Origin of the sequence: Priestia flexa (assembly GCF_021441905.1) — a bacterium.
Classification (GTDB): Bacteria; Bacillota; Bacilli; order Bacillales; family Bacillaceae_H; genus Priestia; species Priestia flexa.
This window is the reverse complement of record NZ_CP090431.1, coordinates 1,194,882-1,211,635: the sequence shown is the minus strand read 5'-3', so window position 1 is coordinate 1,211,635 and position 16,754 is coordinate 1,194,882. Positions and strand designations below refer to the sequence as shown.

Annotated in this window: 18 protein-coding genes and 1 other annotated feature; of the genes, 3 read left to right on the top strand and 15 right to left on the bottom strand. The window is 38.2% G+C overall.

All coding sequences use genetic code 11. The features are described from left to right. Nucleotides 1–17: 17 nt before the first annotated feature. From LZP85_RS06130 to LZP85_RS06100, 8 genes are all read right to left on the bottom strand, one after another. On the bottom strand, nt 18–719 hold the full coding sequence (locus LZP85_RS06130) for an alpha/beta fold hydrolase (RefSeq protein WP_226639455.1): 702 nt from the start codon (nt 717–719) through the stop codon (nt 18–20). After that, on the bottom strand, nt 709–939 hold the full coding sequence (locus tag LZP85_RS06125) for a hypothetical protein (protein ID WP_224840117.1): 231 nt from the start codon (nt 937–939) through the stop codon (nt 709–711). The genes LZP85_RS06130 and LZP85_RS06125 overlap by 11 nt, the downstream gene beginning before the upstream one ends. Before the next feature lie 60 nt (nt 940–999). Then, the gene (locus LZP85_RS06120; protein WP_025910318.1) at nt 1,000–2,232 is read right to left on the bottom strand and encodes an MFS transporter; all 1,233 of its coding nucleotides are present in this window, start codon (nt 2,230–2,232) and stop codon (nt 1,000–1,002) included. A 56-nt stretch (nt 2,233–2,288) separates the two neighbouring features. After that, nucleotides 2,289–2,524: a binding site (T-box leader), on the bottom strand. A gap of 72 nt (nt 2,525–2,596) precedes the next feature. Next, a complete protein-coding gene (locus tag LZP85_RS06115) occupies nt 2,597–3,796 on the bottom strand; it encodes an MFS transporter (protein WP_226639454.1) in 1,200 nt (399 codons plus the stop codon). A 209-nt stretch (nt 3,797–4,005) separates the two neighbouring features. After that, nucleotides 4,006–4,137 (bottom strand): hypothetical protein, encoded by a 132-nt coding sequence (locus tag LZP85_RS20730; RefSeq protein ID WP_257788887.1) that lies wholly within the window; start codon nt 4,135–4,137, stop codon nt 4,006–4,008. Nucleotides 4,138–4,357: 220 nt separating this feature from the next. Next, nucleotides 4,358–4,957 (bottom strand): response regulator transcription factor, encoded by a 600-nt coding sequence (locus LZP85_RS06110; RefSeq protein ID WP_025910316.1) that lies wholly within the window; start codon nt 4,955–4,957, stop codon nt 4,358–4,360. After that, nucleotides 4,954–6,099, bottom strand: a complete 1,146-nt coding sequence (locus LZP85_RS06105) for a sensor histidine kinase (protein ID WP_119544098.1) — start codon at nt 6,097–6,099, stop codon at nt 4,954–4,956. Before LZP85_RS06105 ends, LZP85_RS06110 begins: the two co-directional genes overlap by 4 nt. 76 nt (nt 6,100–6,175) lie before the next feature. Beyond that, nucleotides 6,176–7,228, bottom strand: coding sequence for a Delta(5) desaturase DesA (locus LZP85_RS06100; RefSeq protein ID WP_119544099.1), 1,053 nt, complete (start codon nt 7,226–7,228; stop codon nt 6,176–6,178). Nucleotides 7,229–7,625: 397 nt separating this feature from the next. On the opposite strand from LZP85_RS06100, the gene LZP85_RS06095 reads away from it, so the two are divergent. Continuing rightward, complete coding sequence (locus tag LZP85_RS06095; protein ID WP_309599134.1) at nt 7,626–7,808, top strand: DUF3231 family protein; 183 nt, start codon at nt 7,626–7,628, stop codon at nt 7,806–7,808. A gap of 87 nt (nt 7,809–7,895) precedes the next feature. Here the strand turns inward: LZP85_RS06095 and LZP85_RS06090 are convergent, their stop codons facing one another. Then, nucleotides 7,896–8,687 carry a histidinol-phosphatase HisJ family protein gene (locus LZP85_RS06090; protein ID WP_076513218.1) on the bottom strand — a complete coding sequence of 264 codons (792 nt, stop codon included), beginning with the start codon at nt 8,685–8,687 and terminating at the stop codon, nt 7,896–7,898. A 219-nt stretch (nt 8,688–8,906) separates the two neighbouring features. On the opposite strand from LZP85_RS06090, the gene LZP85_RS06085 reads away from it, so the two are divergent. Beyond that, nucleotides 8,907–9,776, top strand: coding sequence for a permease (locus tag LZP85_RS06085; RefSeq protein WP_226639453.1), 870 nt, complete (start codon nt 8,907–8,909; stop codon nt 9,774–9,776). Nucleotides 9,777–9,788: 12 nt separating this feature from the next. Continuing rightward, the gene (locus LZP85_RS06080) at nt 9,789–10,628 is read left to right on the top strand and encodes a TIGR03943 family putative permease subunit (protein ID WP_234562077.1); all 840 of its coding nucleotides are present in this window, start codon (nt 9,789–9,791) and stop codon (nt 10,626–10,628) included. 42 nt (nt 10,629–10,670) lie between these two features. On the opposite strand, the gene LZP85_RS06075 is transcribed toward LZP85_RS06080, so the two are convergent. The 6 genes from LZP85_RS06075 to LZP85_RS06050 form a co-directional block, all read right to left on the bottom strand. Beyond that, nucleotides 10,671–11,219 carry a calponin homology domain-containing protein gene (locus tag LZP85_RS06075; RefSeq protein WP_025910306.1) on the bottom strand — a complete coding sequence of 183 codons (549 nt, stop codon included), beginning with the start codon at nt 11,217–11,219 and terminating at the stop codon, nt 10,671–10,673. A 122-nt stretch (nt 11,220–11,341) separates the two neighbouring features. After that, nucleotides 11,342–12,061 carry a serine hydrolase gene (locus LZP85_RS06070; protein WP_061784825.1) on the bottom strand — a complete coding sequence of 240 codons (720 nt, stop codon included), beginning with the start codon at nt 12,059–12,061 and terminating at the stop codon, nt 11,342–11,344. Nucleotides 12,062–12,123: 62 nt separating this feature from the next. Further along, entirely contained in the window at nt 12,124–13,134 is a 1,011-nt protein-coding gene (locus tag LZP85_RS06065) for an ABC transporter ATP-binding protein (protein ID WP_025908189.1), read from the bottom strand. 12 nt (nt 13,135–13,146) lie between these two features. Beyond that, nucleotides 13,147–14,055, bottom strand: coding sequence for a C40 family peptidase (locus LZP85_RS06060; RefSeq protein WP_119543044.1), 909 nt, complete (start codon nt 14,053–14,055; stop codon nt 13,147–13,149). Nucleotides 14,056–14,072: 17 nt separating this feature from the next. Then, nucleotides 14,073–14,999, bottom strand: coding sequence for a S66 peptidase family protein (locus LZP85_RS06055; protein WP_062954732.1), 927 nt, complete (start codon nt 14,997–14,999; stop codon nt 14,073–14,075). A 102-nt stretch (nt 15,000–15,101) separates the two neighbouring features. Then, nucleotides 15,102–16,721 (bottom strand): peptide ABC transporter substrate-binding protein, encoded by a 1,620-nt coding sequence (locus tag LZP85_RS06050; RefSeq protein WP_119543043.1) that lies wholly within the window; start codon nt 16,719–16,721, stop codon nt 15,102–15,104. Nucleotides 16,722–16,754 lie beyond the last annotated feature (33 nt).

The window sequence follows — 16,754 nt, the reverse complement described above, 5'->3', positions numbered from 1 at the left end:
ATTTGGTGTCGTTCCCTTTAAAAAAGCTTTAGCTCGTCAACTATTTCACGAGAACGTGTCCAATGAAGGTAGTGATGTCCGTTCAACATCACCACTTTATTATGATGCTGCTTTGCAATTTCCTGCTCATAAAATGATAGTGTTGATTTACCGTTTGTTTCTTTCTGAAAGTTCTTAGCAAAAATTAAGACTGGTACTTTATTTGGAATCGTTAAGGATTCTGTTTTATTCACGTTTCTTTCTATCTCATTCATTTCCATAATGATGTTTTTGTTGTATCCTTTTATGCTGGTCTTTGCCTTTATCATTTTTAACTCTCGGCTGGAATACATCCCTGGTTCAGCGATAGGTAAATAAGACTCATCATCAAGCTCAACTGCTAGACGAGCAATCCCTGTTGGAGCGACAAATCGAAAAATACTTGGCATCGTTGAGGGAGCTTCACCAAAACACCTCAGCATCTTTGGTAACGTTGGATCAATGCCAACAATGGCTTCCACTTCATCAGGATAGTGATTGGCATAATACATTGCATAAATGCCTGACACCGAATGAGGCATAAGAATATATGGACCTTGTATGTCTGCTTTTTTCAATGGATTTCTTACTTCTTCAACAATATTTTCAACCGATCGTTCACTCTCTGTAAAATCACTCCAACCATAACCAAAAGGCTCCACAACTACGACTTTGTACGTATGTGATAACTCAAAAATCAACAGCTGGAGCAGGTGTTCCAAGGCCAGCTAATAATACAATTGTTTGTTTCCCTTTACCTTTTTGATAGATATGCATCTGCTTTCCCTTTACTTCTACAAGCTCTCCTAATGGTGGATATCGTTTGTCTTCCACAACAGTCAACACTTGATGCAAGGTTATCCATGTTACACACGCTACAGCTAAAGATATACTTACTCTTTTTATTATTTTTTTAAACATATAAGCCCTCCTACGATTTAACTATTAATAAAACGTTTGAAGACTCATTTAGTTGCTTATTCATGTACTCACTTTTTCTACACTAACGTTTTTTCTTTGAACAAGTACCCGTAAGCTACAAGTCCATACTGCCAAAGCTACAATAATCATTAAAGCAGCTCCTATTATAACGACCAAGCGTATGGAGATCACTTCTACTAAAATGCCAAACAATGCGGTTACAATAATAATACATAGACTTTCTACTAATCCATATAGGCTTCCAACTCGCCCCATTATTTCAACTGGAATATACGTTTGATAAAACGTATAAAATGCCGCGTTCGCAAATGCCATTGCAAACGATATCAAGGCGCATCCGCAGGCAGCTATAAAAAATGTAGTTGAATTTGTAAATAACATATACCCTCCAGCTGTTAGCATGCTCCCCATACCAAGGAGCCAAGATGTAGGAATTTTTTCAACTATTATGGTATTAAGAAGCGCACCGATAAGTACACCTCCACCAGCTATGCTAACCAATAGTCCATACTCTCCCTCTGTTAAACCTAGTTCCTTTACTGAAAAAGCAGCTTCGAGTGAATCAGTTGCGGTCATCAACACCGTCATGAAACTAAAGAGTAAATAAATAAGCATAACTCCCACTGCGTGCCGGCTAAAAGAAAATACAAGATGCCAATCCTGTTTAATCATGTAAAATGATAACCTTTGAACCTTTTGTGTAGTAAACCCCTTTGGCTCTATATTTGGCACAAACCAAAGCAGCAGCGCCGAAAGCACTAATGCGATACTGTTAATGCAAATAGCAGTTGCTGGTGTACCGACCATCACTAATAAACCCGCAACGGCTGGTCCTGTAAAAAATGCTCCTGCATCAAGAAGACTTCTAAGTGAATTGAATCTTTTACGCTTCTCTTCTGGTAAAAACTTTGTTATATACGCCATAGATGTTGGTTCATACGCTGCGCCTACAGCGGTTGTAATTCCAACCAGTACATAGATTACGAGAAGTGAATTTGAAAAAGCCAACCATAAAATAACAGCGGCTTGGATCAGGTTTAATCCAATCATTACGTGCTTTTTGTTTAAACGATCAATGAGACTCCCAGCCCATAGGTTCGTTAACATCGCAGCTGCTGCTCTAACAATATAAAGAGTTGAAACGGCTAGGGCTGAACCAGTGATTTGTAACACAACTAAGTTCAAAGCAATAAAGTAAATCCAACTCCCGATTCCTGAAATGCCAATACTTGCTAGAAGTAATAATCGTCCGCGCAATTCTGTCTTCTTCATTAATTCTCTCCTCCTTTAATCCATAAAAAAAACTCGCCCCCAAGACATAATACTGTCTTGGGGGCGAGTTTTTACCGCGCTGCCACCCCAGTTTATTGACATGTCACCACATCAATCTCATCAGGTACAATCATACCTTAGCTCTGTAACAGGAGCACCCGTCATATCATCCCTTAAATGTTCCGATATGCCTCTCTGAGACTTGGTTCAACAAATTCACTTTGACCCGTTTTCAGCTACCGGGCTCTCTGTGCAAAGCTTATTTATTTACTCTTCTCTTCACCGCGTTTAATTTTTCTATATATTACCACAAACTATTAAAATATGTAAATAAAAAGAAAGAAAGAGACTGCGCTCTTTCTTTTTATTTATTCGCAAGTGCGCTATGTTTTAGTGTACGCTTTTGCCACACTATCGTAATACCGAGCGTTACAAGTAATAAAACAAGACCTAGTACAAACGGATACATAATTTGCACATCAAATAAAACGCCAGCAAGAGTTGGACCTAAAACGTTTCCGATACTCATATAAGCATTATTCATTCCCATTGCAAACCCTTGTTCATTTCCGGCCATTTTTGAAATAAGCGTATTTAAGACTGGACGAAGAATAGACGTTGCAAGGAAAATAATAAGCGAAATGACAAAGAATAAGCTGTAGCTCCCTGTGAATAGTGACAATAGAAATCCAAGTGCTGCCACGCCGATAAAAATGTTTAATACTGCTATTTCACCAAATATACGAACGATGCGATCTACTAGAAACAGCTGTACAATCACGCTAACAATCCCTGTTGCTGTAACCATTAAAGCAATTTGCTGTGGCGTAGCCCCATACTGTTTATCTAAAAATAGACCAAGAACTGACTCATACGCCATTAGCCCAAAGCTCATCACAAGAGTAATAACCAGCGGTATAAAATAAGGCATCTTAACAGAACGTGCTAGTTTCGAAACCATAGATTCATTATCTTGAATAGCTGCTCGTGCTGCTGTAGCTTCTTCTGTTTCACTATTTTCTAATAGCATCATTGAAAATAAAACAGCTACAAGAGATACAAGTGCTGAGACTAAAAATGGAATCTTCAAGCCAAAATCAGCTAAAAAGCCACCAATTCCAGGCCCAATTACAATTCCTAGAGACATAGCCGCTGATACAAGACTGTTTCCTTTTGCACGCTGCTCCATCGTTGTAATATCCGCAACATATGCAAAGATAGCAGGAATAAGTAAAGCTGCACCCACTCCACCAATGACGCGAGATGCATAAAGTAACCAAATGGAATTGACTGCGTAAAAGATAAACATAGACAGCGTTAAGCCAGCAAGTCCATATATAATCATTTTTCGTCGTCCGTATTGATCGGACCACTTTCCTGCAATTGGTGAAAAAATAAGCTGAGCACCTGCAAAAATAGCAATCATTAGCCCCGCTGCAGTTCCCCCCTGATTAATTGACTGTAAATAAGCAGGTAAGATTGGAATAATGATTCCAAAACTTCCAACCGCAATAAACATATTAATCATTAAGATAATGATTTTTTTTCTTTGTTCTCCCGACATTCGAGCTGTCTCTCCTCCTATTAGAACACAAAAATAGCATGCTACAGCAGTATACTTCATGTTCATTTTTTTCTACACGTAGTATAACTTATACTGATAGACATGCTGTTGTCAATTAGTTAATCTATTCTTTTTTTCATATAATAAGCGGTAGCGCCGTTAAGAAACGAAGCGCTACCGCTTATGTATGACGGGATGCTGAACACGTATCAATTTGCTTCTCGTTTAATATGTCTAATCTTTCTTTGAGACTGCTGAAACAAATAAACAAGGTAAGAATGTAATTCGAAGCGATCACCTTGAATGAAGTCACCAAACATTAACTTTTCCTGTTTTACCATTTCTGTTTCATCTCCTCTACTGTTCAATTAACCACAAATATTTCCTATCCATTATGTTTATTTTATTAGCCATTCTTTTTCAATTAAATAATGTTGTGAGAGCAATCAGCTCTTCTGCTTTCATTATAAACGAAATCGCTTACAATGTAAAATAATAATATCAGAAAATTTAGAATAAACACAAAAAAGAGGGCATAGTAATATGTCCCCTTTTTTCCTTTTATTTAAACCAACCTTTTTCTTTAAAACGCGTAATAGCTTCAATGCGATTTTTCACTTCAAGCTTATCCAAGATGGTGGAGATATAGTTTCTTACGGTACCGGTTTTCAAAGACAGCTCTTCTGCAATTTCTTTTGTATTTTTCCCATCAGCTACAAGCTGCAGTACTTCTTTTTCGCGCTCCGTTAGCGGATTTTCTTCCGCATATACATCATCCACAAGCTCAGGAGCATAAATTCGTCTTCCTTGCATTATACTTCGAATGGAACTCGCTAGCTCTTCACTTGGGCTATCCTTCAGCAAGTAACCGCTAACTTTTGCTTTTAACGCTCGTTGAAAATAACCAGAGCGTGCAAAAGTCGTTAAAATAATCACTTTGCAATCGAGTTCTTCCAGCTCTTCTGCTGCTTCTAGCCCTGTTTTAAGAGGCATTTCGATATCCATGATGCAAACATCGGGATGATGCTGACGCGCAAGAGCTACTGCTTCTTCTCCATTCGATGCTTTCCCAACGACTTCCATATCATCTTCTAAGCTTAGCAAAGAGCCTAAAGCACCTAACAGCATCCGCTGATCTTCCGCTATAACGATTCGAATCATTTCTCTTCCTCCTTTTCCACTTGCTTACGCACGCTCGGAACTTTCACAATAATCTTTGTTCCTTCATCTGATTGAATATCTAGCGTTCCGTTTACAAACTCTAATCTTTCTCTCATACCAATAAGTCCATTTCCGTGTTGAAAAGCATCTTTACTTGCAATGCCTTGTCCATTATCTTGAATGGTAATCATAATTTCATCTGTAGATTGTACAATATTCACTTCACAGCAAGAGGCTTTACTATGCTTTACAACGTTTGTTACCGCTTCTTTTAAACACATGCTTAAAATATTCTCTGTCAGAGGAGAAACGTTTGATAAAGCCAATTCATTATGAATAAACTCTATTTCAGCTACGCTAAGTATTTGTTCTACGCGTACGAGTTCCTCTTTTAATCGAATCCCCCTCATCTGAGACACTAGTTTACGAACTTCATTTAACGCTGTTCGTGCGGTTTGCTGAACGTCTTTTAACTCTGCTCTTGCCTGCTCTGGATCTTTATTGATCAGCTTACGTGCCAAGTCACTTTTTAATCCAATTAGGGATAGCTTTTGCCCAAGCGTATCGTGAAGGTCACGAGCAATTCGCTGTCTTTCCTCTTGTTTGACCAGCTCTGAAATTCGCTTATTTGCGTCTTCTAACTGCTCCTCTAAGCGCTCTCTTTTCTTACGGTTATAGATTGTAAATGGAAAGATGATGACGCTCATATAAATGATAATCATAACCGGAAGTTGGCGAACAAACAGCTCTTCTTGAGCAACCATATTATAGTTTAGTGAAATGGCTGTGCTGACTAAATGAATAATATAAAGCGTAATAAATGTAAGCCATTTTTGAACATTTCCTATGAAATAAGCGAGAAAAAAAGCAAAGTAAAAGGAAAAATAAACGTAGCTAAAAAGCGTCGTCATCGCGATGGATATACTAATGAGGAGAATTGTCCATACATAAATAGGCCAGCCTTTTGATATAAAAGCAAACCGATAAAAAATAAAGAAGAGAATCGTTAACAAAATACCTAACACAATCTCATTCATTGAAGAAGACTGAAAAACAAAGTAAAAAGGCAGTAAACTAAAAACTGTCCATATGTAAGGAGACATTCCCGTTATCTTTTGAAAAATTGTATCCTTTTTCTTCATGACGCAAACCCTCTTTTACTTTCATAATTAATGCCATATATGATTATCGTATCATAATCACATATGGCATTGAGTATTATTTTACATTTGCTCTAGAATATACCGCTACTCTTTTTTGTCGTTCTTCACGGCTAAATGTTTTTAGATGGTTAAAACCAACAAATTTCTTTTGATCTTCGTCCCATAAATGAAAGCGTAAAGACTCTAAGCTGGTGCGAAGCGTAATGGTCGGCACATTTTGAAGCGGCTCGGTATTATTATGAGCAGCTTCTAAGTGATAATTCGGAACCCGAGGGCTCAAGTGGTGAACATGATGGTAGCCAATGTTACCCGTTAACCACTGTAACACTTTCGGAAGTTTGTAAAAAGAGCTCCCTTCAACTGCTGCCTGCACGTACTCCCACTCTTCATCTGCCTCAAAGTACGAATCTTCAAACTGATGCTGTACGTAAAATAACCAAACACCTAGTGAACCTGAGATTAAGAAAATCGGACCTTGAACCATTAAAAATGACTGCCATCCTAGTGTTAAACATCCAACTGTCACAATAAGCGCAATCGCAACGTTTGTAATGTACGTATTGATGCGCTCAGCTCGCTTAGCTCCTTTACGATTAAAGCGATTTGTAATCAAGAACACATAGATAGGACCTATCACAAACATCACAAATGGATTGCGGTATAAACGATAAGCAATGCGACGTGAGCGAGGTGCTTCCAAGTATTCGTCTACTGTTAAAATCCACAGGTCACCTATTCCACGCTTATCTAAATTTCCGCTCGTAGCATGGTGGATGGAATGACTGTGTGCCCATTGATTATATGGGAACAAAGTTAAGACCCCTGTAATGGTACCGAGAATTTTGTTGTAGCGTCGATTCTTAAAGAAAGAGTTGTGGCAGCAATCATGGAAAATGATAAAAATTCGAACTAAAAAGCCAGCGGCAACGACTCCGATTGCTAAGGTTAATACATATGAAATCGCTAAGCTTTGATAAGCAAGAAACCATAAAGCAAAAAACGGAACAATAGTATTAATCAGTTGAACGATACTGCTTTTCTCATTTGGCTTTTCATATGGCGCCATTGATTGTCTCAACATTTTTTGTTTTTGTTTTTGTTTAATCATTTGGATTTCCCTTTCACATTCATAATTTATTTAAAATTATAAATATAAAAAGAAACCATGTGTAGTAGTACATGTCACATGACAAATATGACAAATGTCATATTGGCACTCGAAAACCCTTTCATATCCTTAGCATCCATTGTGTTGGTACCTTCGTTTATTTACTTTTATTAATTGTTTGTAAACACATCAACCTCTCTAGAAGCCTGTTATTTCCTGTGTTTTATCCTTAACATCTTTTAATGATGTGAACATTTTGTGACCGTTTGATTAAGCTTGCATGATTCTTTTCATCCACCGTCATAGCTTCAAGTTGCTCGTGTTTAGTACACCTCCACCTACTTCTATTATTCTTTTGTGTAAGTTAGAATGATTCACACATTTAGCAACTAAAGTTATCGAAATCATCTTATGCAATACTAGTAACAAGAACATTCACGGAATAGAGACAAATAATATTGGAATGCAGTTAATTACTGGTTTTGCGCAATGTGCAGAGAATAAAGAAGTAAAGCAGTATTTTGTAAGAGGAAAAGAACTTGCTAAGCTCAATAAAACCAAAACCGCATTCACAAAATAGTAATCAAAAAAAGCCCGTAAGCCTTCTACATAAAGACTTCTGCGGACTCTTATTGACAAATATTCTCTTCTACATTCAACTGGTCTTTTAAATCGAAATGGCACTTGGCTGGCGCTTGTCATACGTAAAGACGTAGCGGAATCCGCATTCCTTCGCAAGCGCTATTGCTTCAGAAATATGGTCGCCAACCGTTTCAACTTTATGAGAGTCAGAACCTACCGTTAGCAGTTCTCCTCCAAGCTCTTTATATAATTTTAATACAGCTTGAGAAGGTAGGGGCTCCGCTAAGCTGCTTCGCATTCCCGAAGTGTTAATTTCAATTCCAATATTGCGTTCAATCGCTTTTGTTAAAATGTCCTTTAGTTGTGGCTTAAATTGGTCAAAGTCATAATTCCCGTGCACTTTTATTGCATAGCGCTTCATTAAATCAATATGAGCAAGCACATCGATATCAGCATGCTTCACTAGATTGTAGAGTTCTTCAAAATAACCACCGTATACTTCTTCTACTGTTTTATGTTGTAAATATAAGCGGAGCTTTTTGTCATTGATGTTATGAACAGATCCTAGGATAAAATCTAGCTGAAGCGGCTCTAATACCTTTTGATACTCACTTTTTAATAAATGCGGCTCACAAATTTCAATTCCTGCTTTTATAACTAGCTTTCCTTCAAACTGCGCACGACACTGTTCAATGTCTTTTATATAACGTTTTAAATTAATATGTCCATATGTAGGAGCAAGTGGATTAAGTGAATAATGTTCTGTAAAGCAAATTTCGTTAATATTACGATGGATAGCTTCTGTGCATACCTCGTTCATAACCGCTTTTGAATCGAATGAATGATTCGTATGATGATGATAGTCCATAATGTACATGTTTCGTTCCTCCTATTCTTCTCCTGAAATCGTATCTTAGCAAAGCTTCCCGCTCTTTACAATACTACCCGTTATAGGACTAACTCAACTATTCAAACTAGACAATTAGGTGGATATTCATAAATTCTTTTACATTTAACTATTTTTATATTAAACTATTTTCTGTAAAAGTTGAATGCGCGCAAATTTATTTTCTTAAGACAAAATTGGAGTGGTACTATGAGTTCATCCTTGTTGCAGCTAAACACAATTTTTATCAGTATCCTAATTGAAGCCCTTCCTTTTGTGTTATTGGGTGTATTTATTTCTGGAATTATTCAAATGTTTATTACAGAAGAAATGATGGCAAAAGCCATACCAAAAAATAAAGTAGGCGCTGTTTTTTTAGCAACTTTTATAGGCGCTTTATTTCCAGCTTGTGAATGTGGAATTGTACCTATTACAAGGCGATTAATGGCAAAAGGCGTACCACTATACGCTGCGATTCCGTTTATGTTTACAGGTCCTATCATTAACCCAGTTGTTTTGTTTTCTACATATGTAGCGTTTGGAAACAACTGGGCCGTTGTATGGGAGCGTAGCTCTGTGGCGCTCGTCGTAGCAATTATAGTCGGCATGCTGCTGACGTTTCAATTTAAAACAGATCAAACGAAGCATAGCGTATGCGTTGACGTTCAGAAAAAGACATTTGGCCAAAAGTTAGTAGGAACCATCCAGCATTCCATTGATGAGTTTTTTTCAGTCGGTAAATATTTAATCATTGGAGCGCTTATTGCGGCTAGTATGCAAACGTTTATGAAAACATCCATCCTGTTAGACCTTGGGCAACAGGATTGGTCGGCTCATTTCGTAATGATGGGACTAGCATACCTTTTATCTCTTTGTTCGTCAGCGGATGCGTTTATTGGAGCATCTTTTCAAAGTACGTTTCAAGATAGCGCCATTGTTGCTTTTTTAGTATTCGGACCAATGTTTGATATTAAAAATACGTTAATGATGCTGAGTCAGTTTAAAGCAAAATTTGTGGGCATTTTATTTATTTACACATTTATAGCTGTCTTTGTTTTTTCTATGCTACTTGTCAGATAAGGAGGAAGCGCGATGATTCGAATTTTAATTTTAATTGGCTTTACGTTTGTCTTCATGCACCTGCATGCCACAGGAGATATTTCAAAGTACATTAATATGAAATATGCGTGGATTTCATACAGCACAATTTTCCTCCTATGGTTTATTACCATCGCTGCTTTTATTTTTTATATGAAAGGCGATGAGCATGAACATGATCACGGAGATGGCTGTGATTGCCACGGGCATTCACACGCTCCGCGCAAGCGAGATAAATTCCTTTATCTCATCTATATCGTACCTATTATCACCGCTTTATTTTTACCAATTTCCAAGCTGGATTCTAAGATTGTTGAAGCGAAGGGATTTAATTTTCCAATCTATGAAAAAAACAGCCCTTACGATCAGCATCAATTCCTGGAGCCTGATACAAGCAGCTTTTACGGTGAGGAAGCTTATGATAAAATGATTCGCCAAGATTTGAAGCAGTTTGGAAAGAATAAAAAGCTTAATTTAGAAGACACAGAGTTTTTAAACGCGATGGAAACTATTTATAATTACCCTGGTGAATTTACGGGTAAAACCATTCGGTTAAAAGGGTTTTTATATCGTAATGATGAGCTCCCAAAAAATCAATATTTTCTTTTCCGCTTTGGGATTATTCATTGCATTGCTGACTCTGGAGCCTTCGGAATGCTTATTGAATTCCCAGATGACGTATCGTTTCAAAATGATGATTGGGTAACTGTGACAGGTGAAATTGATACGATGTATTATCAGCCGTTTAAAAAAACATTACCGATGATTAACGTAACGAACGTTAAAAAAGAACAGGAACCTGATGACCCTTACGTTTATCGAAACAATCAATGATAAAAAAATCACGTAACGTTTTCCATGTTACGTGATTTTTTCTTATCGACTTTTTTGCTGAGCCTCGAGTAGCTGCGTGTATAAATGCTGTACTGCCGTTGAGATCGAGTCATCATATCCCACATGATCATAATAGACAGCAATATTTTTTAACATCTCGTACGTTTGCGGGTCTAAGCTCACTTCAAGCGTAACCTTCTTTGAATCAAAAGGATTTGGCACTTCTGGCTCTTCCGCATCTAAGGACGCATGTTCCGCAATTTGAATTGCTTGTTCGACATTTTCAATTTTCCCGTACTGCTGCACCCACTTGCGCCCCATAAAAACAGTATCCTGAATAAATTGCCGATTAGTAGGCGTATCCTTAATATTAAACTGATGATTATGCACATATACAGATTGATATAAGATGACGCTAATAACTTCATCTTTTAATTTTAACTTTCTCAATTCATCAATTAAGTCCGCCACATACTTTGGAAGCGGACAAAACGTTCCCCTTACTTCTTTTATTAAATCCATTGCAATTGACTCTGTTGAATTGCGCTTAAACGCTTTTATAATATCAACCATTGCCGACTCGTTTGTCATACCTACACCACCATTATGGTTAAATACTGTCGTTAGTAAATTCAACCAAAAATTAATTATACAAATCTATTATATAAAAAATATGTGAAAGTTTGTATAGGATGAATGATTGATTATACAATTTATTGAGTAAGCACTTCGCTAATAATCCGACCGAGATCTGCAATTAGCCTCCGTCCATACTCGTTATGTTCAAGTCCATCAATTAATACCACAGCATAGCACCTTTTATGATGCGTAAACAGCACACCGCAATCGTGCGTTATTCCGCGCAAATGTCCAGGTTTATTTAAAATAAAACACTCTTCATTCAGCATAGAAGGTAGTTTATCCCGCATTCGCTGGTTAAGTAAGCTTCCTTTTAAAAAGTCACGCGAATCTTTAGAAAGAACGTCCTCTCTATAGAGTACTTTCAGACATGTAAGTAAGTCCGCTGCTGTTATGACGTTATCTCTTCCTTCCACAGCCGCTTGAGCATCCATCATCTGACGATTGAGCTGGGTGTTTTCTAACCCTAAATCATTAATACAAGCTTGTATGCGGTCTTGTCCCAAAAGGTCAATTAACATATTTGTAGCCGTATTATCAGAAAGAATGAGCATCAACAAAACTAGCTCTTTCACTGTAACGGTCGGTAAGTAGGGATACACATGTAAGATTCCATCTCCTCCTACAAGATCCGATTGTTTAACAGCTATGGTCTGCTGAACTAAAATAACGCCGGAATCAATTTGGCGACACGCTTCAACTGCAATGAGCAGCTTAATAGTACTAGCAGACGGATACACGTTTGTCGCTCCTTGCTCGATCCTTTCTTCAGGAGTTTCAAAGAGATAGCTCACTCTCCCCCTATACATGGACGACCATTGCCGAACGGTAAAACGAATTTTTTCTTCCACTAGACTCATAGTTTGCTTGCTGCAATTTCAGAGGTTAAATCTACAATCCCTTCGTTATAAAGGTGACACGCCACAAAATGATTCTCTCCAACCTCCTGCCACTCCGGTTTCATATTTGCACACGCATCCATCGCAAACTGACATCGCGTTCGAAATACGCATCCGGATGGCGGATCAATTGGGCTTGGTAGCTCTCCTTGTAGTACAATGCGTTCGCGCGCATCTTCAATATCAGGGTCTGGTATTGGAATGGCGGATAAAAGGGCTTTTGTATAAGGGTGTAATGGTTTGTTATATAATGAATTACTTGTTGTCAGTTCAACGAGATGACCTAAATACATAACGCCAATACGGTTGCTAATATGCTTAACCATTGACAAGTCATGAGCAATAAATAAATACGTAAGCCCTTTTTCTTCCTGCAATTTCTTCAGTAAATTAACAACCTGAGCCTGAACCGATACGTCCAAAGCGGAAATGGGCTCATCTGCAATAATACATTCGGGGTTTAGAGCTAAAGCCCGTGCAATGCCAATTCTTTGACGTTGCCCCCCACTAAATTCATGAGGATAGCGATTGGCATGATCACGATTCAAACCAACATCTTCTAAAAGTTCATAAACGCGCTCTAAGCGCTCTTTTTTATTAGAATATAACCCGTGAACCTCCATTGGCTCTGAAATGATTTCCCTTACTGTAGACCTTGGGTTTAAGGACGCATACGGATCTTGAAAAATCATTTGCATATTTCGCTGAAACGTAAATTTCTCTTTTTCAGATAGTTTATGCACATCTTTCCCTTTATAAAGTACTTCACCGCTCGTTTTCTGATAAAGACCAATAATCGTCCGTCCTGTCGTTGACTTTCCGCATCCAGACTCTCCTACTAATCCAAACGTTTCACCTTTTTGAATGGAAAACGAAACATTATCTACAGCCTTTAATTCTTTATTTTTAGCAACAGGAAAGTACTTTGTCATATTTTTCACTTCGAGAATAGGCTGTTTCTTTGTCATTTCATTTCCTCCTTATGTCCAGTAGCGACGTATTGCGCAAATTTCATCTTCGTATTCCATTCCTTTAATAGGAATAACCTCAACAGTTTTACCCGTTTTCGGCGAATGAATGATTTGACCATTTCCATAGTACATAGCCACATGATGTACAAAACCCTTTCCTTGTTCGTAAGCAAAGAATAATAAATCTCCTGGCTTCATTTCTTCATATGCAACCCCTTTGCCACTTGTAGCCTGATCGCTTGCATCGCGAGGAATCGTATATCCATTCGCTTTATGAAGGGAGTAGGTAAAGCCTGAACAGTCAAAGCCATATGAGCTCATTCCTCCCCATAAGTAGGGAAGGTCTAGAAATCGCTTTCCCTCCAACACGAGATGCTCTCCCGATTTTGTTGGATGCTGTTCTGTATCAGCTTGAACTACATTAACATCCTTAGTCAGGAGGAGACCTTTTCCAAGCGGCGTCTCTACTTCAACATGTTCGTTTAGGTGTTGAAGCACAGGTAAAGTCGTTCGATAGCTAAGCATCAGCTCTGTTTGATTATTAATTACTAAAAGCGTTTTTTTGGCCACTACCTGAGCATATGAGTCTTGTTTTTGTACGTCTACTGACTTTAATTGACTTGCGGGAACCCAACCAGGATACCCTGCATCATTCTTTTTAGAAGGCTGACTTGGAATAAGGACGTAGCACCAATCTCCTTCCTGCTTAATAACCTCGACCTTTTCACCAAATAAAAGCTGCGTTTGGACAAGGTTTTCGTTGCATAAAGCGAGACGTTTTTCATACGTTAAACGATATAACCACTCTTCTATATCAACAGGTGCTTCTAGTGCGACCTTATCAAGGCTGCGAGGTGATTCTGTAGATGTCCACACCGTTGCAACTGACACTGTGACAACGTATCTCTTAGCATCCATTGTATCCTCTCCCTTTATTAATCTACTTTCACGCCGGCTTCTAACTCTACCATTCGCTCATAGGTTGACATTGTTGCATACGCCCCAACAGGCACCGCAATTTGTGGCGAGCAGTGTCCGATTAAGAACCCTTTCATAATCGGCTTTTTCAAACCTTTTAACGGCTGTAATAAAGCTTCTTCTAATGATAAAGAGTTTTCTTTTTTTAACGGTTCACACTTATGAAAATCGCAAAGCATAATGCCTGCTGCGTCTTCAAATTTCCCAGCAAGCTTTAACTGCGTCATCATCCTGTCAATGCTGTACGGCTCTTCTTCAATATCTTCAATAAATAAAATCTTGCCCTTTGTATCCACTTCAAACTCTGTACCGAGTGAACTTGCTAATAACGTCAGGTTGCCACCAATTAGCTGGCCGCTTACCTCCCCCTGTTCGATAATCTGGAGCGGGGTAATTTGGTCAGTATAATATGTTGGCTGAGGGGTAAAAAGCTGTTGAAAAGACTGCTTTGTTTGTTCTTTTACATCATCTTTTCCGATATCAGATGACAGCATTGGCCCGTGAAACGTAATAAGTCCTGTTTTTTGAGAAATAGCCGTATGTAAAAATGTAATATCGCTATAGCCCCAGAATATCTTTGGATTGTCTTTAATGAGCTCATAATCTAGTAAATCTGCCATTCTAGCCGTTCCGTAACCGCCGCAAGCACAAATAATCCCCTTGACGTTTGGAGTAGCAAAAAAAGCATTAATATCCCCCGCACGCTGTTCATCTGTTCCTGCAAGGTAGCCATTTTTTTCATAAACTGATTTTCCAACTTGAACCTGAAGTCCTAAGCTTTCTAGGTACGCAATTCCCTTTTTTAACTGCTGTTCTTTTGGTGGGCTAGCTGGTGATACAACGCCGACGATATCTCCTTTTTTTAAAGCAGAAGGTTTCATCATTTAAAAGCACCCTTTCCCTTTATGTAATGAAGAGGCTGTGCGAAATAGAGAAATTGCTCCCATTTTGCACAGCCTGCTTATTCACTACTTTATGAACGATGTTTATTTTTTATCCGCCCATTTTAACTCTAAGTAACCAACTGGATGACGAACAATTCCAGATACGTTTTCGTTTGTCAAAAATACGTAGTTATAGAAGTGAATTGGGATAATTGGCATTTCATCAAATAATAGTTTTTCAGCTTCATACATTAGTTCAAATCGTTTCTTTTCATCAGCTTCATTCTTTGCTTGTTGAATTAATTGATCATATTTTTCATTACTCCAAGCCGTACGGTTCATTGAATGGCCTGTTTGGAAGTTTTCTAAGAAATTGATTGGATCTGCGTAGTCAGCTAAAAACGAACTACGAGATAATTGGAATTTCAGTGCTTTTTGCTCTTCTTGGAATACGTTCCACTCCATGTTCGCAAGCTTCACATCAACACCTAAATTTTCTTTAAACATTTGTTGCAGTGCTTCAGCAATTTTCTTATGCGTATCATCTGTGCTATAAGTTAGCGTGACTTGAGGTAGCTTATCGTATCCTTCTTCTTTCATTCCTTTTTCTAAAAGCTCTTTTGCTTGTTTCACATCTGTTTTGACAAGATCACCGCTTGTTTCACGGAAATCAGAGCCGTTAGCATCATTAAACCCTTTTGATACAAAGCCATAAGCCGGCTCTTCTTTGTTTTTCGTTACATAGTTAACAATTTGGTCTTGATCCACAGCTAAAGCAAACGCCTTACGAATATTGACATTTTGGAACGGCTCTTGATCTAGATTAAGACGATAGAAATAAACACCTGCTTGATCTTTAATGTCTAGACTATCATCTTTTAACAACTGATCACTTAAATCCGCTGGAATTTCAGATACATCAAGCTCACCGTTTTGGTACATTTGATATTCTGTATTTGTATTTTCCACCATTGCCCAGTTAACTTTATCTAACTTCACACTTTTCGCATCCCAATACTGATCGTTTCGCTCCATAACGATATTGCTGTTATGCTTCCACTCTGTCAGCTTAAATGGACCATTTCCAACAAAACTTTTCGCTTCAGCAAACCACTTAGGGTTTTCCGTTGCTACTTTTTCATTGATTGGGAAAAATGCAGGATTTGCAATGACGCTTAAAAAGTACGCTTGTGGACTCTTTAACGTTACTTCAAACGTCTTATCATCTACTGCTTTTACTTTTACGTCCTCAGCTTTTCCTTTTCCTGTATTAAACTGTTCTCCACCTTCAATAAAATAGCCTAGGAAAGCAGCTGGAGAGCCTGTTTCAGGGTTTAATAATCGTTTCCATGCAAATTCAAAGTCTCCTGCCGTTACGTCATCACCATTCGACCACTTTGCATCTTCACGAATATGAAATGTATAAACTTTACCATCTTCTGATACGTCCCATTTCTCAGCGATTGCTGCTTCTGGTTCATGCTCTTGCCCTAATCTTGTTAAGCCTTCCATTAAGTTGTTTAACATTTGCCAAGAGTACGAGTCAAAACCAATTGGTGGATCAAAAGAAGTTGGTTCTGCACCGTTATTCATATACAATACTTTACCATCTTCCTTCTTACTACCACCTTCAGGCTCGGCACCTGAATCGCTTGTTGCCGTACAGGCAGCGAGCGCAAATACTAAAATAGACATCATCACGACAGACATAATTCGTTTCATCTTGTTCCCCCTGTTCTCTTTACCTATTTATGT

Excerpts from the sequence above, each read along its gene's own strand:
- LZP85_RS06125 (WP_224840117.1), bottom strand. The coding sequence starts at position 939 with ATGTTTAAAAAAATAATAAAAAGAGTAAGTATATCTTTAGCTGTAGCG.
- LZP85_RS06120 (WP_025910318.1), bottom strand. The coding sequence starts at position 2,232 with ATGAAGAAGACAGAATTGCGCGGACGATTATTACTTCTAGCAAGTATT.
- LZP85_RS06115 (WP_226639454.1), bottom strand. The coding sequence starts at position 3,796 with ATGTCGGGAGAACAAAGAAAAAAAATCATTATCTTAATGATTAATATG.
- LZP85_RS20730 (WP_257788887.1), bottom strand. The coding sequence starts at position 4,137 with ATGGTAAAACAGGAAAAGTTAATGTTTGGTGACTTCATTCAAGGTGAT.
- LZP85_RS06110 (WP_025910316.1), bottom strand. The coding sequence starts at position 4,957 with ATGATTCGAATCGTTATAGCGGAAGATCAGCGGATGCTGTTAGGTGCT.
- LZP85_RS06105 (WP_119544098.1), bottom strand. The coding sequence starts at position 6,099 with ATGAAGAAAAAGGATACAATTTTTCAAAAGATAACGGGAATGTCTCCT.
- LZP85_RS06100 (WP_119544099.1), bottom strand. The coding sequence starts at position 7,228 with ATGATTAAACAAAAACAAAAACAAAAAATGTTGAGACAATCAATGGCG.
- LZP85_RS06090 (WP_076513218.1), bottom strand. The coding sequence starts at position 8,687 with ATGTACATTATGGACTATCATCATCATACGAATCATTCATTCGATTCA.
- LZP85_RS06085 (WP_226639453.1), top strand. The coding sequence starts at position 8,907 with ATGAGTTCATCCTTGTTGCAGCTAAACACAATTTTTATCAGTATCCTA.
- LZP85_RS06080 (WP_234562077.1), top strand. The coding sequence starts at position 9,789 with ATGATTCGAATTTTAATTTTAATTGGCTTTACGTTTGTCTTCATGCAC.
- LZP85_RS06075 (WP_025910306.1), bottom strand. The coding sequence starts at position 11,219 with ATGACAAACGAGTCGGCAATGGTTGATATTATAAAAGCGTTTAAGCGC.
- LZP85_RS06065 (WP_025908189.1), bottom strand. The coding sequence starts at position 13,134 with ATGACAAAGAAACAGCCTATTCTCGAAGTGAAAAATATGACAAAGTAC.
- LZP85_RS06060 (WP_119543044.1), bottom strand. The coding sequence starts at position 14,055 with ATGGATGCTAAGAGATACGTTGTCACAGTGTCAGTTGCAACGGTGTGG.
- LZP85_RS06055 (WP_062954732.1), bottom strand. The coding sequence starts at position 14,999 with ATGATGAAACCTTCTGCTTTAAAAAAAGGAGATATCGTCGGCGTTGTA.
- LZP85_RS06050 (WP_119543043.1), bottom strand. The coding sequence starts at position 16,721 with ATGAAACGAATTATGTCTGTCGTGATGATGTCTATTTTAGTATTTGCG.